A 22,120-nucleotide genomic window follows, 5' to 3' on the forward strand; every position below is an offset into this window, starting at 1 on the left:
CTATTATGTTTATTGTTGATCTGAAATATATTGTTCCTTTAGAAGAACTGGATGAGCATATGGAGGCACACGTTCGATACCTTAAAAAATATTACAAACAGAACGTTTTTGTGGCCTCGGGCAGAAAGGTTCCACGAACCGGTGGAATCATTTTGGCACTTGCCAAAGATGAGGCTGAATTAAAGAAAATCCTGATGGAAGATCCCTTTTATAAACACCGTTTAGCCGATTTCAAGATTACGCATTTCCTCACTTCACAATACCACCCAGATCTGGAATCGCTTTTAGGCTAACTGATTTACCGGAGATTTTTATATTGCAGCTATTTTTTATTGTGAGCCAAACAATTAGCTGGCAAAAAACATTATATTGGTTTAATCAAATGATGTGTATGAAGCGCTGGCTTAAAATCTCTTTAAAAATTGTATCGGTTTTAGTTGTACTGATTATATTAACCTGGCTGGCGGGTGCTTTTTACATCAGCAGAAATAAAAAAGAAGTATTGGCTTCTATCCTCTCGCAATTAAATAAAAACTTAAACGGACAGATTACCGCCACCAGCATGGAGCCTACGCTTTTGAAAAGCTTTCCGGGTGTTTCTGTTTCATTAAATGGCGTTTTGTTAAGAGATAGCCTATGGGCGCAGCACAAACACGATCTGTTAAAAGCACAGGATATTGACGTATCATTAAATATACTCTCCCTTATTGTGGGTAATATCAATATTAAACAAATTGCCATTAATAATGCTTCCATTTATATCTATACCGACTCTACAGGCTACAGCAACACCAGCATTTTTAAAAGCAAGCCTAAAACCGATAAAAAATCATCACCGAAATCTTCAGCACTTGAGGTGAAAAAAATTGATTTTAACAAGGTGAGTTTGGTTTTAGATAATAAGAAAAGATTTAAGCTATTTAATTTTAATATTGATCAGATTAAGGGCAGGATGGAATATCCGGATAGCGGCTGGACGGGTAACATTAAGTTAATAACCAAAGTAAACAGTTTTGCCTTTAATACCCGAAAAGGTAGCTTTTTGAAAGATAAAACCCTGGAAGGCACTTTAAAAGCACATTATAGCAGAGATCTGGATGCGATAATCCTGAATCCCGAAATCCTTAACATTGGTGGTCACCCTTTTAATATTGGCGCTAAAATAGAACTCGCTAAATCTGCTTTTTCCATTAGCATTACTGTTGATGACATCCTGTTCAGAGATGTTGCTTTACTCTTATCACCCAACATTTCTTCCAAACTGCTAAAATTTGGAATTGAAAAACCGATCAATATCCGTGGAAATATTATTGATGACGGATCAGGAAAATATGGAGATCCTTTGATTAATGTTGGCATAATCGTGAGGGATAATGTGGTTTCTATTCCGGCAGGCAAATTAACAGCCTGTAATTTTGATGGATCCTTTACTAATCGTGATACCGTTGGCGGCATTATTGGCGATGAAAACTCGTCTATCAAATTTCACAGGCTTACAGCAAAATATTTTAATGCACCGCTTAAGATCGATACCTTTACGGTTAACAATCTATCCCGCCCTATTGCAACCGGATTGGTTACCTCGCAATTTCCACTAACGAACTTAAACCATTCATTGGGTACCAACGACTTCGATTTTAAAAGCGGAACAGCCGACTTAAGGCTTTATTGCAAGGCCGATATTGATAATTTCAGGTTCACCAAACCGGTGGTTTCCGGTAAAATACGAATTGCCGACGCCGATATCGTTTATATCCCAAGAAAACTTCATTTAGTAAAGAGCGCATTAAATATCGATTTTAACCAAAATGATTTATCCATACAAAACGGGCATTTTCAACTGGGCAAAAGTGAGTTGAACGTGAGCTGTAGCATCGCCAATTTTGCCAACCTGTATTATACCGCACCTGAAAAAATATTGGTGAACTTAAAAATGTCGAGCCCGCAGCTTTACTTAAAAGAGTTTTTACCTTTTTTAGGTCCGAGAACGGCTAAGAAAAAATCGGGCAGCAATAAACAGGTTGTTTCGAAAGAACTAAGCAATGTGCTGGAACTTTCTAAAATGGATATCCGCTTAACGGTAGATAAAGCCATTTATGATCATTTTCTGGCTAAAAATCTTGACGCCAACATTTCGCTACGTGGCGGAGGCATATTCTTTAACAAAATCAGTGTGATGCATGCAGGAGGTCAGTTATCCTTAAATGGAAATATTATGCAGGAAGCGGCATCAAATAGTTTTAAGATCAGCTCAAAGATCAGCCATGTAAGCGTGAAAGATTTTTTCTATTCGTTTGATAACTTCGGTCAAAATACCATTACCAATAAAAATTTAAAAGGTTACTTATCATCGTTGGTTAACATTTCGGGAAGGATATCGCACGCAGGAAAAATTCTTCCGCGATCAATCAATGGTAAAGTGGTATTTAACCTTAACAATGCTGCCCTGGTTAATTTCGAGCCGATGGTTAAGGTAGGTAAATTTGCTTTTGCCAACAGGAACCTATCAAACGTGGAGATCAAAAATCTTGATGGAACCCTTAATATCCGTGGCGATAAGGTAGAAATCAGTCCGATGCAGATCAACTCCAGTGCTTTAAACTTTAATGTGAAGGGTATTTATGCTTTGGGTACCGGTACAAATGTTCAGATGGACATTCCACTAAGAAATCCAAAGGGAGATGAAAACCTAACCAGATCAGAAAGAAGAGAAGCCCGTATGCGTGGCATCGTATTGCACCTGAAAGCCATTGACGACGAAAAAGGCGGAATAAAAATCAGATGGAATAAGGATCATGACTAGTGTTAGTCCCAAGTCTGAAGTCCAAAGTCCTAAGTCGAAAAATGGACTGAGGACTCTGGACCTCAGACTTCAGACTTCAGACTAAAAATCAAGTGGTCCCAACCTGTTCATATTTCTTAAAATCAGGTATTGACGGTGCCTGATGTATGGAGTTGCATTTTTAGGCGTCCACCTTCTGGGGTTTGGAAAACAGGAAGCAATTAAAGCAGCTTGTTTTTTGGTTAATTTTGTGCACGATTTGCCATAATACTCCCGGGCGGCAGCTTCGGCACCATAAATCCCGTCGCCCATTTCAATGACGTTCAGGTAAACTTCTAATATTCTCTCTTTGCTCCAGAACAATTCTATCAATAAAGTAAAATAAGCTTCAAAACCTTTTCTGATCCACGACCGGCCAGGCCAAAGAAAAACATTCTTAGCAGTTTGCTGCGAAATGGTACTTCCGCCTTTTATTTTTTTTCCTTTGGCATTACTGGCAAAAGCTTTTTCAATGGCTTTCATATCAAAACCGATATGGGTTAAAAAAAGCTGATCTTCTGCAGAAACGGCAGCCCTTTTCATGTTATCAGAAATATCATCAAATTTTACCCATTTTTTTTCTGTTTTAAAAGGTTTTCCATCTGCTTTACGCTCAATATTCCGCAGTACCATTAAAAGGGTAATAGGCGGGTTGATGAAGCGAAGGGCAATGACCCAAAATACAGAAACCAATAAAAAATATATAAATACTTTTGTAGCCACGTTAGTAATCCTCTTAAGCAGCGGATGTTTTGCTTTGCCTTTGGTCTTGGTTGCCCGTGTTTTTGCCATGGGTGCAAAGGTAACTAAAGAGACGGAAATGACATCGCTAATAATGGCCTTAATTACGCCGGTATTAATCATCAGCAAACGTACATGACAGCAATTATTTTATACCAGATGTAACTTATAGCCGATAAATAAGTTTGTTTATGTATTTTAGTCCGTGACTGTGAATTAACCATTCTCGATTCACTAAACCGCAAAAACCAGATAGCAGAACCACCAATAACTAAATAAATGAAAATACTCAGCTACCTATTACTTGCCCTTTGTTTTTGGGGCTGCAGCACCATTAAAAACACCAATAATAAACCTGAAAAGTGGATAACACTTTTTAATGGAAAAGACATCAAAGACTGGAATGTTAAAATCCACCACCACGATTACAATGTAAATTACGGTAATACTTTTAGGGTTGAAGATGGCATTATTCAAGTGCGGTATGATCAATATGGCGATTTTAATGATCAGTTCGGACATCTCTATTATAAAACACCGTTTTCTTATTATCATTTAAAGTTAAAATACCGTTTCGTAGGAGAGTTGCAAAAAGGTGCACCGAGTTATACGCTACGCAACAGCGGTGTAATGTTCCATTCGCAGGATCCGAAAACAATGCCTAAGGAACAAGACTGGCCGATTTCGATTGAAATGCAGTTTTTAGGTGGTTTGAGCGATGGTAGGCCGCGCCCGACTGGAAATATGTGTTCGCCAGGTACCGATATTTTTTATAAAGGTAAATTGTATGATGGCCATTGCCTGGATTCTAAATCAAAAACATACGATGGCGACCAGTGGGTATCTGCAGAATTGATTGTGCTTGGCGATTCGCTGGTTACGCACATTATCAATGGCGATACGGTGTTACAATATAGCAAACCCCAAATTGGTGGAGACGTGGCTAACCGTTACGACCCCAAAATTAAAATAGATGGCAAAGCACTTCAATCTGGTTTTATTGCTTTACAAAGCGAAGGTCAGCCTGTCGATTTTAAAGATATCCAGATCATGGAACTTCCTCACCACAATATGAAAAAATCTAAGTAAACATTTTTCAATATCATACGTTACAACAACATGAAAGTTGCATTAATTACAGGCGGAAGCAAAGGAATTGGTTTCGGCATTGCCGAATCTCTTTTAAAAGAAGGCTATAAGGTAGCCATTACAAGCAGAACGATTGCCAGCGCAAATCAGGCTGCATCTCAATTGGTAACACACGGAGATGTATTGGCTATTGAAGCAGATGTTGTAGATTTTAAATCTCAGCAGGATGCTGTAAATCTGATACTCGAAAAATGGGGACAATTAGATGTACTGATTGCCAATGCTGGTATTGGTCATTTTGCACCGATTGACGAATTAGACATTAATTTGTGGAAAGAGACGATTGATACTAATTTAACGGGTGTTTTCTATAGTATCAAAGCTTCAGTTGAAGAGCTTAAAAAGACCAGGGGTCATATATTTACCATTTCGAGCCTGGCAGGCACGAACTTTTTTGCCGGAGGATCTGCTTATAATGCCAGTAAATTCGGCTTAACAGGCTTTACCCAATCAGTGATGCTTGATTTAAGAAAGTATGGTGTTAAGGTAAGTACCATTATGCCTGGATCGGTAGCGAGTCATTTCAATGATCATCAGCCTGACAGTGAAAACGATGCCTGGAAAATCCAGCCAGAGGATATGGGCAAACTGATTGTTGATTTATTGGCCATGCCGGCAAGAACACTGCCGAGCAAGGTGGAAATCAGACCTACTACACCGAAAGGATAAAAGGAAAGATGATATGTGATGGAAGATGTAGTTAAGTTTAAACAATTTATTGAATAAAACTTAATAGATTAGTAATTATTGCTCACTTAATCTTCACCATCTTACATTCTTACCTCTTACATCCAATAAGAAAGGCCTCTCGATTTGATCAAGAGGCCTTTCTTATTGATTAAAGAATGCTTATTCAGCGATTACTTCAAAAGGAACCTGAACTTTAACTTCTTTGTGTAAGTTTAGGTTAGCAACATATTCGCCAACAAACTTAGGTTCAGTTTCGAAAGTAATACGGCGACGATCTACATCAAAGCCTTGGGCTTTTAATGCTTCAGCAATCTGGATGGTGTTAACCGCTCCGAAGATTTTTCCGCTTTCGCCTGCTTTGGCACCGATTGAAAGTTTAACTTCAGCTAAACGCTCAGCAACACCTTCAGCATCTTTCTTAATTTTATCTTGTTTAAAAGCAGCTTGCTTTAAGTTTTCTGCCAATACTTTTTTAGCAGAAGAAGTAGCTAATGCAGCAAATCCTTGAGGGATTAAATAGTTACGGCCAAAACCTGGCTTTACTGTAACTACATCATCTTTCTCACCAAGGCCTTTAATATCTTGTTTTAAAATAATTTCCATATCTCTAGCCTCCTATTTTAATTGATCAGCAACGAAAGGTAACAAACCGATATGACGGGCACGTTTAACAGCCTGAGCCACTTTACGTTGGAATTTTAACGAAGTACCGGTTAAACGGCGTGGTAACAATTTACCTTGATCGTTAATAAATTTCAACAGGAAGTTTGCATCCTTGTAATCGATGTATTTAATTCCGTTTTTCTTGAAACGGCAATATTTTTTACGGTTATCCTCTACTTTAGGGGCAGTTACGTATTGTATTTGTTCTCTTGCCATTACGCTGCAACCTCCTTAGTTTTTTTGTTAAAAGCACCACTACGCTTTTTCTCATTGTAAGCAACAGCGTGTTTGTCTAAACGGATAGTTAAGAAACGTAACACACGCTCATCACGTTTTAATTCAAGCTCTAATTTTGCGATCAAATCTCCTGAAGCTTTGTATTCAGTTAAGTTGAAGAATCCATTTGATTTTTTTGCAATTGGATACGCTAATTTTCTCAAACCCCAATTATCTTCCTGGATAATTTCGGCTCCGTTATCAGTTAGAACTGCTTTGAATTTAGCTAATGCCTCTTTCGCAGCCTCTTCAGATAACAACGGGGTTAGAACGATAACAGTTTCGTACTGATTCATTGTTATAATTATGTTTTTAATTTTTTAATCCCGAGCTATATTACGGGGATGCAAAAGTAATAATATATTTCTTAAAATCAAATGATTAATTGGATTTTATATCCTGAAAAACATTGAGGTAAAACGGATGAAAGAAAATGGATGAAGGAAAATGGTTAAGGGAAGACGGAAAATGGAAGATGGAAAGCGAAAGTGATAGAAGAAAATGGAAATAAGAAAGTCGCATAACATCATCCATCTTATATATCCCATCTTACATAAAAGGTAATCAGATTTTATCTATCGAAAGCAGTCTTGCAACATCATCCTTTTTACATACCCCATCTTACATAAAAGGTAATCAGATTTTTATCTAACGAAAGCGATCATACAACATCATCCATCTTACATATCCCATCTTACATAAAAAAGGGAGTTCGTCTATCCGACAATCTCCCTGGATCAATTAGCTGTAGAGATTTTAGTACGTTTCTATCGTTTTCACAAAACTGTCATCATTGTATTTAACCACAAAGGTTAATTCTTTAGAATCAGTTTTGCTGATATTGAATTTTTTTACCAGTTGCGATTTATCCTTGAACACCTCATTATAAACCACATCATTGTATTCGTTATACACGCTAACTTCTACCGGATTGTTTTCCAGGTTTTCAAGATTAAGCGTGATGACCTGATCTTTTTTTGTATAAACAGGTTTGAATACGTTAGATATCTTTGGCTCAGAAACAATTGCTTCACCATTTTTAATCACAATATTATATTTAGCAACCTTTACATCCGATTCTGCCTTTAACGTATACTTTCCATCAGGAAGTTCATTCAGGTCATAGATTTTGCTGGATGCCGCCGGAGCATGGATACTTTCTTCAAACAAAACCTCATCGTATGCATCAATTAGTGATAAATTGATATTTTCTGCTTTATCTACAGAAAAACGGATGAATTTTTCCTTTTCACCTTTTATCTTCAATGTAAAATCACCATCGTTAGCGTGTACACCCGTAGCAGTAAAAATTAACGCTGCTATTAAACCGATTTTTAAGAACTTTTTCATAACCAATATTTTTAAAGAGTTAATCATTATATTACACCACTAAGGTACGGAGGCAGCTGAAAGATAGGTGATTGCATATTTTCCAATATCTATGCTATATTACCCTCCATTACCTGTTATTTTAACAAAACCTATAATAAAGCATATTTTTTATTTATTTTAGAAACGTAATCCAGCAAAACATGAAGCCAAGCTTTGAGGTTGTTGAACCTTCTTTCGGAAGTTCGTTTTATTATTCAAAATATGTGGAGAATGCTAATAATATGGCGCATCTCTGGCATTACCATCCTGAAATTGAAATGGTGTTTGTTAATGGCGGTGCCGGAAAAAGACAGATCGGCAGTCACCTTTCCTATTATACCGAAGGCGACCTGATTTTAATTGGCAGCAACCTGCCCCATTGCGGCTTCACCGACACCAATACCGGAAACAAAAACGAAACCGTCATCCAGATGAAACCCGATTTTTTGGGCAGTATTTTTTTGGGGCTGCAGGAAATCAGAGGCATACAGGAGCTGTTTGATAAAGCAAAAGCAGGGATAGCCTTTGGCAGGGAAACCATGCTGGCTGTTGGCCACCGGATAGAAATGATGGACGAGCAATCACCTTTCGATCGACTTTTAACCTTATTGCGTGTTTTAAAAGCACTCGAACTGACCAGAGATTATAAAATATTAAACGCCGATGGTTTTTCGATGGAAATGCAGGTGCAGGATAACGACCGTATTAATATGATTTTTAATTTTGTAAAAGATCATTTTCAGGAGCAGATCAGTTTACAGCATGTTGCCGAAATGTCGAGCATGACCGTTCCATCATTTTGCCGTTATTTTAAAAAGATTACGAAGAAAACATTTACCCATTTCGTAAACGAATACCGTGTGGTGCATGCCTATAAACTTTTGGCCGAAAAACAAACCAGCATTGCCAATATTTCTTACGAAAGCGGCTTCAATAACTTTAGCCATTTTAATAAATTATTTAAGGAGTTTACAGGAAAAAGCGCTTCAGAATATAGACATGAATTGAAGGCTATTATAAAATAACAGCCTATTTGCTTAAGTAATGAGTATGTTCAGTATGGTAAACCCTTTATCTTGTAGGTCCTTCAACAACGAAAACAAAAGATTTTTTATCAATACTCATCAATCTACATGGATTTACAAGCCCATATTTAGTTCAAATCTGGTATCTGAATTGATTTTATAAGTGTTGTCTGAATCTGGTCAAAACATTGAACTGCTTTTCCATCTTTCTTAAAATGATAATATTCGCCATCTATTGGCTCTTTTTCACAAAAGGTTACGATTAGGAAATAAGCATCATAGAGTGCAATTAATAAAAGATATTGTATTTCAATTTTTCAACTAAATGAAACAACAATGTTATTCTATAAAATACTAATTTTTCCCAAAAAGATACCGCACGCCCAATTTATACCTTTGAATCTCTAACTTAAATCCAAGATAATCACTGATTGCTTCTGGCACAGAAGCTCCAAGACGAAACTCAACTCTTTTATTTAGTACTACACCGGCATTAATTGGAAAAGAAAAGTAAAACTTTTCTAGTTTAACTTCCGCCATACTGAATGTTTCTCCATTTAAGGTGTTTAAACGGGTTCTTTGATTTTTATTGTAAGAAGCTAGATTAAGCCCTAAACCAATACCACCAAAAACTTTGATCTTATCTGTGTTGTAAAAATTATAAACCAATTGTGGTGTAAGATTAATTACAGACTGATTAAATTCATGTGTAATCAATGCCTTGGCTGCTTCTGCAGAAGTGACAGATAAATTATACTTCCCAGTTAGAAATGACAATTCCGTTCTAAAAATCAATTTTCTAACAGCTGGGTTGAAAAATAAATCAACGCCTACACTTGCCATAGGCATTATTGAAGTGTTACCTCTTGCATCTGCACTGTTAAGTTCGTTGGTTCCTTTGTACCGAGCCTGACTAATGCTTACACCCGTACCTACAAAAAAACGGGCTGATGAAAATTTAGGCCTTTCCTTATTATTATTGATAAAAGTTGCCATTTTTATCAGATCGCTGTTATAAAATTTAAGATACTTTAATTCACTTTCACTCCTAGTAAGATTAAATCTCCTCAACAGTTCTTGTATCTGGTTAATGTACTTGTTCTGAACTAGGCTTACTGAATTATTATGTGGATCGTAATATAAATTTCTGATTAACTCCACAGGTGTTGCATTACCTTTTTCTAACACATAATATCGAAGCTTAATATTATCCTGATAAGAAAACAGGGTAATATTTTCTCCGCTTTGCAAAACCTTTAAAAAAACTGCATCAATTTTATTAGATGTATCTATTCCGATTGATAAATCTTCTTTGTTTGTTTTACTTAAACTTATTGTCACTACATATTTTTTAAAGCTAACCATACCTTCAACCTCAAAACCTAAAAGATCCTTTAACCCAAAAACATTAGCATCATCGCTAACAGTCCTTTTAAAAGTCATCGAAATCGGATTATTAATTTGTTCTCGATAATCTATAAATCCGGAAATAGTATCTTTATTATTATTAACAATATACCCTCTTTTAAAATTAGATTGGGCAAAAGAAATGATTGGCAGTAGAAGCTGCAATAGTAAGGAAAAGCGTTTCATTGTTAAATTTAAGATTAGGCAAATATAGAAACCCAAATTACATTTTAAAAAAAATCAATAGCTTACATTTACCTGTCCTAATTAACAACTTTAAACATAAGAATGAATAAATTATTATTATTTCTAATATCAAGTTCTATCAGTCACTCAACTTACGCCCAATATGTAGAGATCAATCTGGTTAATTGCAAAGTAAACGACAATGAGCAAAGGAAAATAGAAAAACTGATTGCTTACGAGCGCATGTTCTGCAACGAAATTTTTGAAACAAAAGAAAACATTACTGTACCAGTAAAACTAAACCTCTATGGAAAAAGTAAAGATTATCGGCTGGCACAGAAAATATATAAAGCGCCAATAAACAGTGCCGGATTTTATATAGCCGCAGTTAACGAAGCCTTTATATATAAGATCAGTGATTTCATCTCCGTTGCACTCCACGAAGCCAGTTACAGTATTTTTCAGTTCAATTTTAAGAATTCGCCAAAATGGTTAAATGAGGGGTTGGCAGAGTTTTTTGAAACCCTCGATTTTGACAGCGAAGGAAATTTATACGCCTATCCACAAAGTGCCAGAATTAAAAGCATAAAGGCGGGAATAGATGCTAAAAACAGCGAAAGATTAAAAAACTTTCTTAAAATATATAGCGGTTCATTTTATGGCCATGATATAGATGACAATTACAATACAGCCTATAGCATGATTTATTATTTCGTTAAAAACAAAAGCACCACCGCATTAAAAAACATCATCAGGTTAACTGTACAGGGTTATGAAACTGAGAAAGCCATCGCAATTACTTACGGTAGCTTTAATACATTTGAAACCAGTTATAAACAGTTTTATAACCTACATCATTAAACTACTAATATTGTTTTACTTTTATACGATAGCTACCTTTATAATATTCTTTCATTTTAATCACCTCTTTTGATTTCGCGGTTAGCCAGAAAATGGCATAACTGTCCTGGCTGTAATTAATTTTCAACAGCCAGCATGTAGTGGTGAGATCTGCATTTAATTTCAGTTCATCTTTACCAATCACTTCATAACGATGGTAGGTTGCCGATTTTTAATTGGTAATAAGGCATAGGTTTCTAGGTCCTGTTCCCATGAAATGACCGGAATATCCAATTTAACCGGACCTTTTTTGATGGCATCATTATTTTTAACCGTATCAGATGGCTGCATCAGTCCATTTTTAAAATCGTAGGCAAAAATACTCCTGCATTAATTGGCATAATGATAAATTGGAGACATTGTTTTTCGGTCGCATATATTCGTTATTTGCGCGATAAAGGAATCGTTATGGAGCCAATTCCATCCAAATTCTACAACCTCAGTTTGATCTCTTTTTTAAAAGCGCTTGTTCTTTCCCAAATATCTCCAACAGTGCGCTTTGTTTCAAGAGAATCGGTCATATAAACCACGTAGGTGTTTTTTTCTTCTTTCAGATTATTTATCAGTAATTTATGGTTCGGGCATTTATTGTATCAACCTGCGCCATCGAAGTACCTGTAAACGAAAATAAAATGATGCTGATGAAAATTAATATTCTCATATATAAAAGTTTACAGTTAGATTAATTTTCTTATCAAATGATACTTCATCTTTTGTAACAGATTGCAATATTTCAACTTTTCCACATTCCAACTTTTCAATCTCACAACATCTAAATTTTTCCTATTTTCGTGCCGATGGAAAATTTTATCGTTTCTGCCCGTAAATACCGCCCAGCCACCTTCGAAACCGTTGTTGGTCAGCAGCATATTACCGGCACGTTAAAAAATGCCATTAAAAACAATCAGCTTGCCCAGGCATTTCTATTTTGCGGGCCGCGTGGAGTGGGTAAAACTACCTGCGCACGTATCCTGGCCAAAACCATCAACTGTACTAATCCTACAGCGGATATGGAAGCCTGCGGCCAATGCGACAATTGTTTATCTTTCCAGAATGGACATTCTTTTAATGTACATGAATTAGATGCGGCTTCAAATAACTCTGTTGATGATATCCGCAGTTTGATTGAGCAGGTTAGAATACCACCACAAGCAGGAAAATATAAGATCTATATCATTGATGAGGTTCATATGTTATCTCAAAGTGCATTTAATGCCTTTCTGAAAACACTGGAAGAACCACCATCCTACGCTATTTTTATCCTGGCTACTACCGAGAAACATAAAATTCTGCCAACCATTTTATCACGTTGCCAGATTTTTGATTTTAACCGCATCCAGGTAGAAGATATCGCCAATCACCTGTCAAGAATAGCCCAACGCGAAAATATTGCTTTCGAAAGTGACGGTTTACATATTATTGCACAAAAAGCGGATGGCGGATTGCGCGATGCGCTTTCGATGTTCGATCAGATTGCAAGTTATGCAAACAAGAACATTACTTATAAAGCCGTAATTGATAACCTCAACATTTTAGATTACGACTATTTTTTCAAGCTTACCTCCTATTTAACCGCAGCAGAAGTGAGTCAGACCCTGCTCTTGTTTGACGAAATTCTGAACAATGGTTTTGATGGCAACAACTTCATCAATGGTTTGGCCAGCCACTTCCGTAATTTATTAGTAGGTAAAGATGCCGCTACCATTAAATTGTTAGAAGTTAGCGAAAATATTAAACAAAAATATCTTGAGCAGTGCAGGCAAACCGAATTATCATTCCTGTTAACCGCATTGAATTTAGCCAATACCTGCGATTTAAATTATAAGAACTCTAAAAATCAGCGTTTACAGGTAGAGTTGGCACTCATTAAAATGTGCCATATCCGATCGGTCGTCAATTTAGCACAACAGCCTTTAAACACTAGTAACACAGCAACTGACGCAGATCAGGATAAAAAAAAAACTAATGTCGTAGCCGATCAGTCAGAAAATTCCAAGCTGACAGCTGAAAGCGAAAAGCATATTCCTGTATCGGCACCTTCTGCTAATGTCGCTGTACAGCCCAGTATCCCGGTAGAAGAAAAAGCGAAAGAAAGTCCGCGAGTGACTACTACTCCACCACCATCCACCACTTCCATCAGCATCAATATCCCAAAGGCTAAAGCAACGGGCATGTTAATTCCGTCTTTAAACGATTTCGACCGCATTGCGCAGGAGGAAGAAGATAAAGGACCAAAAAAAGCAACCGGTGAAGCCCGCGAGGTTTTTAGCTATGACCGCCTACTGGAAATCTGGAGCATATATACACAAAAACTTAAAGCTGCTGATAAAATTAACCTTTTTACCATTTTAAACAATTTTGCCCCTACACTGCTAAACCCCGAACTGATCGAGATCTCGGTAGAGAGTAAAACGCAGGAGCATCTTGTGCAACAGGAATCTGTTGAGCTTTTAAATTTTTTACGGAACGAACTCCGTAACTTTGGTATAGAGGTTACCTATAAACTGGTAGAACGTAAAATAGAAAACAGGCTTTATGGTAATCGAGAGAAGTATGATTATTTAGTAAACAAAAATCCTAAGCTGGACGAATTACGCCGGAGATTTAATTTAGACATTAACCCTTAGGTCAGTTTACAGTTGGCAATTTTCAGTTTACAGTGGGCAGTTTTTAGATAACCGGAACCTTAAGATGCCCACTGAAAACTGTTTACTGTTAATTATTGTTCAGCATCATTAACCGGATAACCTTCTTCATCTAAATCGTCACGGTTATCTTCTGGTGTACGGGCAAGAATTTCATCTTCAGGACTAAGTTTTACACTTTCGCCATTATCTACGTGCATGCCGAGTTCCTCTAAATTATCTTCAGCAATTTCCTCATTTCGCGCATACTCATCGCCAACATAAGGGTTAGCCTCATCATAGGTAGAATCATCATCTCTAGCACCTGCTGCAACAGTCTCATATCCCATCGGATGATCGTATTCTTTATCTGTTCCCTTTACATCGAGTTCGTAACTCTGCTTAGTTTCATCATAAGCAAGATTTTCTTTATTGATTTCGCTATTTTCTGTGGTGCTATGTATTTTATCCTGCGATCCTTTATTTTCGTTAATTTCCATGATATAAGTTTCCTTTAATTTATATTGTTATAACAAAGCGGTATAGATATGGTTTTTCTTTAACCGTAAATTCTGTTATTATTTGAGCGTGCCCCAAGCTGCGCAAAGGTCGGGCTATACACTACAAGTCCTCGCCCGATGAAAAATCGGGCTGTGGGCTTTCCGCTGCTATCCCTCACGCAGGCAAAGCGTCTAAAATTCTATTTTTTAAAGGCAGAATATTCTATTAGATTTACGGTAAAATATTAAAATGAATACCCTAAAATATTGAAAAATCTCAAAGCTTTAATCTTAGGTTTCATTAGTTTAATTTTGGCCATCTATCTTTTGGCTGATGTTCTTTTTTCCAAAAGATTACTGAAAGAAACTAAAGGTGTCCTCGATCATTCAATGGTAGATATTGAAACAGTAATCGTTCAAAGAAGCCGTTCTTACACAGCTGATACCAACAAAGTAGCCGTTTTAAGGTTTAAACTAAAAAACGATAAGCAATTATTTGAAGTTAAGCAAAGACTAGAACAAATCCACGATAGTAGAAAAGAATTGGACGCGGTGAATGACGGTTTAAAAACTTCCAAAAATCTCAATATTTTGCTAAAGAAAAATCTTGTGTTTGATGATTTTAAAGTCCAACAGATCAACGCAGATGGATTAATCATTTATGATAACACTGAAAATGCCGGTAACATTTCATTTCTAATCTTCTTTCTCTCCATTGCCGCTTCCATTTTCTTTTTTGCCATTTATTTCTGGCCTGTTGATGGTAAATGATTTTCATTTCGGTCTACATCTACGTAAATAGTATCGCTGTCCCATCCACCTAAACCCGATCAAAGCGGGATGCTACCGATCCTTCATCGGGAGCAGAAGCGGGAGCGGGACTACTGTAACCCAAATGCTTCTGCCACTGCTTTCCAAATGAATAAGAATCATAAAATTCCAGCGAAATGAATAAAATTCGAAATTATACATCATAAAAAAAGCGTCCCGATTTTTTACATCAGGACGCTAAATATTTCAGGAGTTGTCAACTCTCAATTAAAGAAGCACATTAAAGTGAACCACTTAGCTTATAAACTAGCTAAAGACGCATTTAATGTTTCACTTGGACGCATGGCTTTGCTGGCTAATTCATCATCAGGGTTATAGTAACCGCCTATGTTTTGAGGTTTACCCTGTGCACCGATCAATTCTTCATTAATTTTTGCTTCATTTTCTAACAAAGCTTTTGCCAGTGGGGCAAATCTAGCTTGTAAATCAGCATCTTTACTTTGTGCCGCCAGAGCTTCGGCCCAATATAATGCCAAATAGAAATGTGAACCACGGTTATCGATTGTACCTAATTTTCTACCAGGTGATTTATCAGTTGCCAAAAATTTAGCATTAGCCTCATCTAAAGCATCGGCTAAAACCTGCGCTTTTGCGTTATTTTGGGTTTGCGATAAATGCTCTAAAGAAGCCTGAAGCGCCAGGAACTCACCTAACGAATCCCAACGCAAATAACCTTCCTCAATAAACTGCTCAATATGTTTTGGCGCAGAACCACCGGCACCGGTTTCGAACAAACCGCCACCGTTCATCAACGGAACGATAGATAACATTTTAGCAGACGTTCCTAATTCTAAAATCGGGAATAAATCTGTCAGATAATCACGCAGTACGTTACCAGTAACCGAAATAGTATCTAAACCTTTGCGGATACGCTCCAAAGTAAATTTGGTAGCTTCGATAGGAGCTAAAATGCGGATATCTAAACCTGTGGTATCGTGATCTTTTAAATAAGTATTTACTTTAGCGATAATCTCTCTGTCGTGTGCTCTTTGCTCATCTAACCAGAAAACTGCCGGCGTTTCTGACAAACGCGCCCTGTTTACGGCTAATTTTACCCAATCCTGGATCGGCGCATCCTTAGTTTGGCACATGCGGAAGATATCACCTTTTTCTACTTTCTGATCAAAAAATACCTTACCATCAGCATCGGTAACACGGATAGTTCCTGCGCCGGTAGCCTGGAAAGTTTTATCGTGCGAACCGTATTCTTCAGCTTTCTGTGCCATTAAACCAACATTTGGTACCGAACCAATCGTGGTTACATCGAACGCGCCATGTTCCTTACAGTCATCAATGGTTGCGGTATAAACACCGGCATAACAACGATCTGGAATCAAAGCGATAGTATCCTGAAGTTTACCTTCCTTATTCCACATTTGTCCTGAAGTACGGATCATTGCCGGCATAGAAGCATCAACAATCACATCACTTGGCACGTGTAAGTTTGTGATGCCTTTATCAGAATTTACCATAGCCAAAGCCGGACCATTTTCAATAGCTTGTGCTAATGCAGCTTCTACTTCAGCCTGTTTAGGGTTGCCTGCAATTTTAGCATAAACATCACCTAAACCATTTCGGGTATCAATATTTAATTCCTTGAAAAGGTCTGCGTATTTCGCAAAAACATCTGCAAAATAAACCTCAACAATGGCTCCGAAAATAATCGGGTCAGACACTTTCATCATAGTTGCTTTTAAGTGCGCCGATAATAAAACACCTTCAGCTTTAGCTTCAGCAATTTCTTTGGCCACAAAAGTTTTCAATGCCGATAAGCTCAATGCAGAACTATCAATCACCTCTCCTGCCTTTAGTGGGGATAATCCTTTTAATTCGGTTACCGTACCATCAGCAGCTACAAATTCTATTTTAAACTGACTCGCTTCAGCAACAGTAGTCGACTTTTCTGAACCATAAAAATCGCCTTCAGTCATGCTGGCAACTTTGGTTTTCGAATCTGCAGACCATTTACCCATGGAGTGCGGGTTTTGTTTAGCGTAATTTTTAACCGCTTTAGGCGCTCTGCGATCGGAGTTACCTTCACGTAAAACCGGGTTTACAGCCGATCCTAAAACTTTGGCATATTTAGCTTTTATTGCTTTTTCTTCATCACTTTGTGCATTATCAGGATAATTTGGAAGAGCAAAGCCCTGCGACTGAAGTTCGGTTATTGCACCTACCAATTGTGGGATAGAAGCAGAAATATTTGGTAATTTAATAATGTTTGCTTCTGGCGTGGTTGCTAAAGTACCAAGCTCTGCCAGTGCATCACCAATTTTTTGATCGTCTTTTAAATACTCCGGAAAGTTGGCCAAAATTCTTCCTGCTAAAGAAATATCTCTGGTTTCTACATCAATACCCGCTGACGCAGTGAAAGCTTGTACGATAGGTAAAAGTGAGTAGGTTGCCAGCATTGGCGCCTCATCGGTTTTGGTGTAGATAATTTTTGATGTATTTGACATATTATATTGATTTTGCTTATTACGTTTAATTATTCGATCGGTTAATTGTATTCCAAACCAATCTTTTTAAAATCGCCTAAAGATAAAATAATCGGATGAATTAAGGAACACAGTAATGTTATTTATGGTTTGGATGTGCAATTCATTTATTAAAAATCCATAATCCACTATAGCGTAAAAAGATGTAAACAGATGATAGCTTTTTTTGAAGCGTAGGGTCATTCGCATTTTTTAATGTTATTCCTGCTCTCCGCTTTATCCCGGCGAAAAGCCGGGATGCCCGCTGCGATCAGGGCTATAAACTTGGGGCTGTGGCATGGAAAACCGACATAGTTGCAAAAAAGCAACCATGCTAAAACTGATCGAACGAATGCCATTTTTCATGTCAGAAGGTAGAGCAGGAAGAAAATAACCAATGGAATACTGCTATTGCTTTGCTAAAAATAGAAACATCAGCTCATAATTTTAAGATAATTGTTTGTTTTTGGAGCGCAACGTCATTCGCTTTTTTTAAAGTTACTCCTGCTCTCCGCTATATCCCGATGAAACCTGTGAAACAAGCTAGCACACAAGAAAACAATAATTAACAGTACTAAAAATCGGGGATGCCGCTCCGATCAGGGCTAAAATCTTAGGCCTGTGCCACCGAAAACCGGCATAGTAGCGGAAAATGAGTAAATTAAACCTGATCGGACGAATGCCATTTTTCATGGCAGAAGGTAGAGCAGGAAGATATTAACCTATGGAATGCTGCAATTGCTTTCCAAAAAAGCAACTAACATCAATTCTTTATTATTCTGATTTACTGCAACATTCTCAATTATTTTAAATCACTCAAATTCTTTGGCTAAACTTTTGTAGCAGAAACTGCCAGTAACTATCTATTTTAAATATTTAAATTGAAATGAGCGAAACGACCTTAGATCAACTATTAAATGCCCGGAAATTTGACGAAGCCAAAAGCTTAATGCAAAACGGCGAAAAACTCTCCAAAAACGTGCAGGACTATCAGAAATCATCCATTTTCGATAACCTTATTAAAGAGAAACAGTACGAAATCCTGAATATGATGGTGAAAGATAAAACCATCGAAACCGACATTTATGAATTCGACAATTTTGATAAAAGCATTTTCCAGAGTATTGTCCGCAATCTTGGCAATGAAGAGGAAGATATCAGTTTCTTCAACGAATTTATTTCCGATTTCGATAACCTGAACGATGAAGTGAATGCAAAAACCTTATTGGGTTATCTTTTAGAAAATGGTGTTGATTTAGATGTAATCAAAGCCTGTATCGACGCCGGATGCAATATAAATTTTAAAAACAATGCAGAAGAAAACTATATCCACCAGGTAGTAAAAAGCAATTTGCGCCGGTATAACCTGAATGATGAACAAACTACTGATTTATTAAAAGGATATATCGACATTTTTATTAGTGAAGGGGTTGATATCAATGAAGGAAATATTGTACAGGAAACCCCTTTAAGTATTGCAATAAAGTTTAATAAGAAAAATTTAATCGAATACTTGCTCGAAAAGGGTGCAGATCCGAACCATACCGACCGCGATGGTAATTCAGCTTTTTTCTATGCAGTGGCACATGCCCAAAGTGAAAGCATGTACGACATCCTTCGGAATTTTGACTCCCCGGCATTTGATCAGGTAAATAAAAAAGGGGAAACCCTGTTGTTTGAATACGTGCGTATGATGTCTGACAGTGAAAGCAGCATTAACTTCCTCAAAAAGCTGCTGAATGATGGTGCCGATTTATATCAACCCAGTACCTGGTACAGCGCAGATAAAACCCCTCTGGATGTAATCGCCGAAAAACAAGCCGGTATTCTGGAAGCCGTTTTAGAAAGCGGACAGGTAGATATTAACAGAACCGATGACCAGGGCAATACCTTGCTGCACAAAGTTTGCGCATATAATGTAAACTATGAGCCTGAAAAAGCAAAAGAAACTTACCGGAAAGTGAAACTCCTGATCGGAAATGGCGCTGATACCAAACTGAGCAATGATCAGGATCAAACAGCTTTAATGCTGGCATCGGATGATAACCTGAAAATAAAAACTGTTGAACTACTCATGAAACAATCTTAATATGTCGATGTCATTTATTATTGCCTGCGAAAGCGGCAAACGGAAAATCGCCGAACTTTTATTGACCAATAATGAAGTAGAAGTAGGTTATACGGATGAGAAAGGCCGAACTGCACTGCATTACGCTGCACATCATGGCTACTTAGATCTGGTAAAAATTTTAATCGAACGCGGTGCAGATTTAGATTACGAAGACCACGATGGGGAAACACCTTTTTATTTTGCCTGCCTGCAAAAACAGAAACAAACCGCGCTATACCTATTAGATAAAGGAGCAAGGGTTGACATTAAAGACCTTAAAGGAAATAGTTTATTGCATTTAACTGCCCTAAACGGACAGATTGAAATTTTAGAAAAGTTGCTTGATAAGGGCCTGGAAGTTGACAATGAAAATAACGAGGCAGAAACGCCCCTGCTTATCGCATCGGCCTGGAGAAACAAAGAAATTGTCCAAAAACTATTGGATTTTGGTGCCAATATTAACACCACCAATAAAAATGGCGATTCGCCACTGATTTTTGCGGTTAAATCTAAAAATGTTCCTATGGTTGAGCTGTTGATTGATAAGGGCGCCAACATCAACCATATTAACCATGCTGGTGAATCAGCACTGTTGCTGGCCTGTTACGATGCTAACCGGATGTTAACCAAAACATTGGTAGAAAAAGGCGCAGATGTTTTTGTATCTTCAAAAAATGGGTTGTCGCCAATCTGGTATGCCTGTGCCAATAATCAAAAAGAGATTGTTGATTTATTTTTGGCCAATGGTGTGGATGTAAATTACGCCAAGCCTCTTTCTGGCAACGATGATTCCATGTATTCGTATCTGGAGTGGGTAGAAACGGCTAACAACATATCCGTTTCAGCCAGTTTCTCTTTTGATAACAATTACAACTACGGAGGCGAAAGCATGTTACATGTAGCCGCGAAAAGTGGACATTTAAGCATGTTAAAGCTGCTGATAGAGAAAGGTGCAAACGTAAATATCCAGGATGAAAGCGGGAACACAGCACTACATTATGCCGCAGCAAATGGTAAAAAAGATGCCGTTAAGTTTTTACTCGAAAAATCTGCGGATCCATCTATTGTAAATGTGAAAGAGCAAAAGGCCATTGATTATTCGAATATTAAAGGCTTAAATGAAATTACGGAGCTCCTATTAAAATACGGCCCTGTCGCTAATCCACCCGTTCAAGCTTCAAATATAAAATCTACAGAAAATGCTGTCGAAGTTCCGAAAAACGATATGGCAACTAAAAAGCAAGCCTTATTGGATTTAAAAGAATTATTGGATGCCGGAATTTTATCACAGGAAGAATTTGATGCAGAGAAAGCGAAGATCTTGAAAGGTTGAGGTTAAACCACAATTTAGCTGATTTACTTAAGGTATCTTCAATGCTGAGTTTCAATTTATTTCATAAAGAAACATGGATGACGGTTGGATTTTAGAGAATTGATATACCTCGAGGGGTCGTCATTCCCAACACGATTGGGAATCTTAATGCAATAAGCTTTAAGGTTCCCGCCTGCGCGGGAATGACGAATAAGCTAATGGAATCTCAATGGTAGTGGAGTGCAATGTAGTCGAGATATCTATAGAAGCGGATTTCTCCATTTCACTACATTTCAGTCGAAATTTCTAGTGAAAAATATTGTCGGATAAATTTTTAGTTCTAAATTTATTCGACAATATAATGCTCACACAAATGAAAAATGTTACTAAAATCAGATCACCATTATTTACCCTTCTTCTCCTCTCCATCTTTATATATGCCTGTTCTCCGAAATTGTATGTTGACGAAAGTAAACGTTATCAGGCGGGTACATTATCTGAAACACAAATCGATTCGCTGCATACTTTCTTAAAACAAAACGATAGGCTCAGTCTAAAAGATACCATCATCATTAAATACGATTTCAATAAAGACGTTTGTTGGAATGACCTTAGTTACCAAAACGCAGAATTCCTGAACAATGTCAGGTGGGCCTTTCAAAAAAACATTCAGGAAAAAGCGGAGGCCAGGCCAAAAGTTGCTATTTATCAATACCGGGAACCGGGAGAAAGTTTCAGCCCGATTAAATCGAAGGGTTTAGAAATTGAAACTGATTCGGGCTTCCTTAGAAAATTATTATTTAAAGAGGTTACTACCTGCGGAACTTCAGCTATTATCCTTCCTAACGGAAAATTTCTACTGGTAAAATCAGATCCGCAATTTTCTGCGCTGATTTTAAATGCCAAAGATATTGAGCAAAAATTACAGGAAAATTTGGTTAGATAATCGTTGATTGCTAAAATTTTAAGACATCTATCCAAATGAAAACAAGAATAATATATATCGAATTTAAGGGAGAGAGTTTGACGGGCGAGGC

General features: G+C 37.3%; 21 protein-coding genes. 11 read left to right on the forward strand and 10 right to left on the reverse strand.

Annotation, left to right across the window (positions count from 1 at the left end; translation table 11 throughout):
• Positions 1 to 5: 5 nt before the first annotated feature.
• Both ACIQXP_RS03365 and ACIQXP_RS03370 read left to right on the forward strand, forming a co-directional pair.
• The gene (locus ACIQXP_RS03365) at positions 6 to 293 is read left to right on the forward strand and encodes a YciI family protein (protein ID WP_387504044.1); all 288 of its coding nucleotides are present in this window, start codon (positions 6 to 8) and stop codon (positions 291 to 293) included.
• A 98-nt stretch (positions 294 to 391) separates the two neighbouring features.
• A complete protein-coding gene (locus ACIQXP_RS03370; RefSeq protein ID WP_387504043.1) occupies positions 392 to 2,803 on the forward strand; it encodes an AsmA family protein in 2,412 nt (803 codons plus the stop codon).
• Between the two features lie 81 nt (positions 2,804 to 2,884).
• On the opposite strand, the gene mtgA is transcribed toward ACIQXP_RS03370, so the two are convergent.
• On the reverse strand, positions 2,885 to 3,613 hold the full coding sequence (mtgA, locus tag ACIQXP_RS03375) for a monofunctional biosynthetic peptidoglycan transglycosylase (RefSeq protein WP_387504512.1): 729 nt from the start codon (positions 3,611 to 3,613) through the stop codon (positions 2,885 to 2,887).
• Between the two features lie 228 nt (positions 3,614 to 3,841).
• On the opposite strand from mtgA, the gene ACIQXP_RS03380 reads away from it, so the two are divergent.
• Both ACIQXP_RS03380 and ACIQXP_RS03385 read left to right on the forward strand, forming a co-directional pair.
• Entirely contained in the window at positions 3,842 to 4,651 is an 810-nt protein-coding gene (locus tag ACIQXP_RS03380) for a 3-keto-disaccharide hydrolase (protein WP_387504042.1), read from the forward strand.
• A 30-nt stretch (positions 4,652 to 4,681) separates the two neighbouring features.
• On the forward strand, positions 4,682 to 5,380 hold the full coding sequence (locus ACIQXP_RS03385; protein WP_293741796.1) for an SDR family oxidoreductase: 699 nt from the start codon (positions 4,682 to 4,684) through the stop codon (positions 5,378 to 5,380).
• Between the two features lie 180 nt (positions 5,381 to 5,560).
• Here ACIQXP_RS03385 and rplI read toward each other — a convergent pair whose 3' ends face one another.
• The 4 genes from rplI to ACIQXP_RS03405 form a co-directional block, all read right to left on the reverse strand.
• Positions 5,561 to 6,004 (reverse strand): 50S ribosomal protein L9, encoded by a 444-nt coding sequence (gene rplI, locus ACIQXP_RS03390; protein ID WP_090982638.1) that lies wholly within the window; start codon positions 6,002 to 6,004, stop codon positions 5,561 to 5,563.
• 12 nt (positions 6,005 to 6,016) lie between these two features.
• On the reverse strand, positions 6,017 to 6,280 hold the full coding sequence (rpsR, locus tag ACIQXP_RS03395) for a 30S ribosomal protein S18 (RefSeq protein WP_010599582.1): 264 nt from the start codon (positions 6,278 to 6,280) through the stop codon (positions 6,017 to 6,019).
• Positions 6,280 to 6,636, reverse strand: a complete 357-nt coding sequence (gene rpsF / locus ACIQXP_RS03400) for a 30S ribosomal protein S6 (protein WP_090982636.1) — start codon at positions 6,634 to 6,636, stop codon at positions 6,280 to 6,282. Before rpsF ends, rpsR begins: the two co-directional genes overlap by 1 nt.
• Positions 6,637 to 7,096: 460 nt before the next feature.
• Entirely contained in the window at positions 7,097 to 7,690 is a 594-nt protein-coding gene (locus ACIQXP_RS03405; RefSeq protein WP_145856283.1) for a hypothetical protein, read from the reverse strand.
• A 182-nt stretch (positions 7,691 to 7,872) separates the two neighbouring features.
• Here ACIQXP_RS03405 and ACIQXP_RS03410 point away from each other — a divergent pair, with 182 nt between their 5' ends.
• Positions 7,873 to 8,736 (forward strand): AraC family transcriptional regulator, encoded by an 864-nt coding sequence (locus ACIQXP_RS03410; RefSeq protein ID WP_387504041.1) that lies wholly within the window; start codon positions 7,873 to 7,875, stop codon positions 8,734 to 8,736.
• 354 nt (positions 8,737 to 9,090) lie between these two features.
• Here ACIQXP_RS03410 and ACIQXP_RS03415 read toward each other — a convergent pair whose 3' ends face one another.
• Positions 9,091 to 10,329 (reverse strand): outer membrane beta-barrel protein, encoded by a 1,239-nt coding sequence (locus tag ACIQXP_RS03415; RefSeq protein WP_387504040.1) that lies wholly within the window; start codon positions 10,327 to 10,329, stop codon positions 9,091 to 9,093.
• Positions 10,330 to 10,431: 102 nt separating this feature from the next.
• Here ACIQXP_RS03415 and ACIQXP_RS03420 point away from each other — a divergent pair, with 102 nt between their 5' ends.
• The gene (locus tag ACIQXP_RS03420; RefSeq protein WP_387504039.1) at positions 10,432 to 11,190 is read left to right on the forward strand and encodes a DUF1570 domain-containing protein; all 759 of its coding nucleotides are present in this window, start codon (positions 10,432 to 10,434) and stop codon (positions 11,188 to 11,190) included.
• A 4-nt stretch (positions 11,191 to 11,194) separates the two neighbouring features.
• On the opposite strand, the gene ACIQXP_RS03425 is transcribed toward ACIQXP_RS03420, so the two are convergent.
• Both ACIQXP_RS03425 and ACIQXP_RS03430 read right to left on the reverse strand, forming a co-directional pair.
• A complete protein-coding gene (locus tag ACIQXP_RS03425) occupies positions 11,195 to 11,374 on the reverse strand; it encodes a hypothetical protein (protein ID WP_387504038.1) in 180 nt (59 codons plus the stop codon).
• Complete coding sequence (locus ACIQXP_RS03430; RefSeq protein WP_387504037.1) at positions 11,371 to 11,520, reverse strand: hypothetical protein; 150 nt, start codon at positions 11,518 to 11,520, stop codon at positions 11,371 to 11,373. The genes ACIQXP_RS03425 and ACIQXP_RS03430 overlap by 4 nt, the downstream gene beginning before the upstream one ends.
• Before the next feature lie 506 nt (positions 11,521 to 12,026).
• Between ACIQXP_RS03430 and ACIQXP_RS03435 the strand changes: the two genes are divergently transcribed.
• On the forward strand, positions 12,027 to 13,856 hold the full coding sequence (locus tag ACIQXP_RS03435; protein WP_293741800.1) for a DNA polymerase III subunit gamma/tau: 1,830 nt from the start codon (positions 12,027 to 12,029) through the stop codon (positions 13,854 to 13,856).
• 92 nt (positions 13,857 to 13,948) lie between these two features.
• On the opposite strand, the gene ACIQXP_RS03440 is transcribed toward ACIQXP_RS03435, so the two are convergent.
• Positions 13,949 to 14,353 (reverse strand): hypothetical protein, encoded by a 405-nt coding sequence (locus ACIQXP_RS03440; RefSeq protein WP_090982622.1) that lies wholly within the window; start codon positions 14,351 to 14,353, stop codon positions 13,949 to 13,951.
• 267 nt (positions 14,354 to 14,620) lie between these two features.
• On the opposite strand from ACIQXP_RS03440, the gene ACIQXP_RS03445 reads away from it, so the two are divergent.
• Positions 14,621 to 15,124 carry a hypothetical protein gene (locus ACIQXP_RS03445; RefSeq protein WP_387504036.1) on the forward strand — a complete coding sequence of 168 codons (504 nt, stop codon included), beginning with the start codon at positions 14,621 to 14,623 and terminating at the stop codon, positions 15,122 to 15,124.
• A 299-nt stretch (positions 15,125 to 15,423) separates the two neighbouring features.
• Here the strand turns inward: ACIQXP_RS03445 and ACIQXP_RS03450 are convergent, their stop codons facing one another.
• Positions 15,424 to 17,643, reverse strand: coding sequence for an NADP-dependent isocitrate dehydrogenase (locus ACIQXP_RS03450; protein WP_387504035.1), 2,220 nt, complete (start codon positions 17,641 to 17,643; stop codon positions 15,424 to 15,426).
• A 904-nt stretch (positions 17,644 to 18,547) separates the two neighbouring features.
• Here ACIQXP_RS03450 and ACIQXP_RS03455 point away from each other — a divergent pair.
• The 3 genes from ACIQXP_RS03455 to ACIQXP_RS03465 all read left to right on the forward strand — a co-directional run bounded on the left by ACIQXP_RS03455 (position 18,548) and on the right by ACIQXP_RS03465 (position 22,029).
• Positions 18,548 to 19,750 (forward strand): ankyrin repeat domain-containing protein, encoded by a 1,203-nt coding sequence (locus tag ACIQXP_RS03455; RefSeq protein ID WP_387504034.1) that lies wholly within the window; start codon positions 18,548 to 18,550, stop codon positions 19,748 to 19,750.
• 1 nt (position 19,751) lies between these two features.
• Positions 19,752 to 21,104: an ankyrin repeat domain-containing protein gene (locus ACIQXP_RS03460; RefSeq protein WP_387504033.1), complete on the forward strand. Its 1,353-nt coding sequence runs from the start codon at positions 19,752 to 19,754 to the stop codon at positions 21,102 to 21,104.
• Positions 21,105 to 21,456: 352 nt separating this feature from the next.
• Positions 21,457 to 22,029, forward strand: a complete 573-nt coding sequence (locus tag ACIQXP_RS03465; RefSeq protein WP_293741805.1) for a hypothetical protein — start codon at positions 21,457 to 21,459, stop codon at positions 22,027 to 22,029.
• The last annotated feature ends 91 nt before the right edge of the window (positions 22,030 to 22,120 follow it).

It is taken from the genome of Pedobacter suwonensis (genome assembly GCF_044762335.1).
Taxonomy (GTDB): Bacteria; Bacteroidota; Bacteroidia; order Sphingobacteriales; family Sphingobacteriaceae; genus Pedobacter.

What these genes read in the sequence shown, in the direction of transcription:
- ACIQXP_RS03365 (WP_387504044.1), top strand. Translation starts at nt 6, where the DNA reads ATGTTTATTGTTGATCTGAAATATATTGTTCCTTTAGAAGAACTGGAT.
- ACIQXP_RS03370 (WP_387504043.1), top strand. Translation starts at nt 392, where the DNA reads ATGAAGCGCTGGCTTAAAATCTCTTTAAAAATTGTATCGGTTTTAGTT.
- mtgA (WP_387504512.1), bottom strand. Translation starts at nt 3,613, where the DNA reads ATGGCAAAAACACGGGCAACCAAGACCAAAGGCAAAGCAAAACATCCG.
- ACIQXP_RS03380 (WP_387504042.1), top strand. Translation starts at nt 3,842, where the DNA reads ATGAAAATACTCAGCTACCTATTACTTGCCCTTTGTTTTTGGGGCTGC.
- ACIQXP_RS03385 (WP_293741796.1), top strand. Translation starts at nt 4,682, where the DNA reads ATGAAAGTTGCATTAATTACAGGCGGAAGCAAAGGAATTGGTTTCGGC.
- rplI (WP_090982638.1), bottom strand. Translation starts at nt 6,004, where the DNA reads ATGGAAATTATTTTAAAACAAGATATTAAAGGCCTTGGTGAGAAAGAT.
- rpsR (WP_010599582.1), bottom strand. Translation starts at nt 6,280, where the DNA reads ATGGCAAGAGAACAAATACAATACGTAACTGCCCCTAAAGTAGAGGAT.
- rpsF (WP_090982636.1), bottom strand. Translation starts at nt 6,636, where the DNA reads ATGAATCAGTACGAAACTGTTATCGTTCTAACCCCGTTGTTATCTGAA.
- ACIQXP_RS03405 (WP_145856283.1), bottom strand. Translation starts at nt 7,690, where the DNA reads ATGAAAAAGTTCTTAAAAATCGGTTTAATAGCAGCGTTAATTTTTACT.
- ACIQXP_RS03410 (WP_387504041.1), top strand. Translation starts at nt 7,873, where the DNA reads ATGAAGCCAAGCTTTGAGGTTGTTGAACCTTCTTTCGGAAGTTCGTTT.
- ACIQXP_RS03415 (WP_387504040.1), bottom strand. Translation starts at nt 10,329, where the DNA reads ATGAAACGCTTTTCCTTACTATTGCAGCTTCTACTGCCAATCATTTCT.
- ACIQXP_RS03420 (WP_387504039.1), top strand. Translation starts at nt 10,432, where the DNA reads ATGAATAAATTATTATTATTTCTAATATCAAGTTCTATCAGTCACTCA.
- ACIQXP_RS03430 (WP_387504037.1), bottom strand. Translation starts at nt 11,520, where the DNA reads ATGCAGCCATCTGATACGGTTAAAAATAATGATGCCATCAAAAAAGGT.
- ACIQXP_RS03435 (WP_293741800.1), top strand. Translation starts at nt 12,027, where the DNA reads ATGGAAAATTTTATCGTTTCTGCCCGTAAATACCGCCCAGCCACCTTC.
- ACIQXP_RS03440 (WP_090982622.1), bottom strand. Translation starts at nt 14,353, where the DNA reads ATGGAAATTAACGAAAATAAAGGATCGCAGGATAAAATACATAGCACC.
- ACIQXP_RS03450 (WP_387504035.1), bottom strand. Translation starts at nt 17,643, where the DNA reads ATGTCAAATACATCAAAAATTATCTACACCAAAACCGATGAGGCGCCA.
- ACIQXP_RS03455 (WP_387504034.1), top strand. Translation starts at nt 18,548, where the DNA reads ATGAGCGAAACGACCTTAGATCAACTATTAAATGCCCGGAAATTTGAC.
- ACIQXP_RS03460 (WP_387504033.1), top strand. Translation starts at nt 19,752, where the DNA reads ATGTCGATGTCATTTATTATTGCCTGCGAAAGCGGCAAACGGAAAATC.
- ACIQXP_RS03465 (WP_293741805.1), top strand. Translation starts at nt 21,457, where the DNA reads ATGAAAAATGTTACTAAAATCAGATCACCATTATTTACCCTTCTTCTC.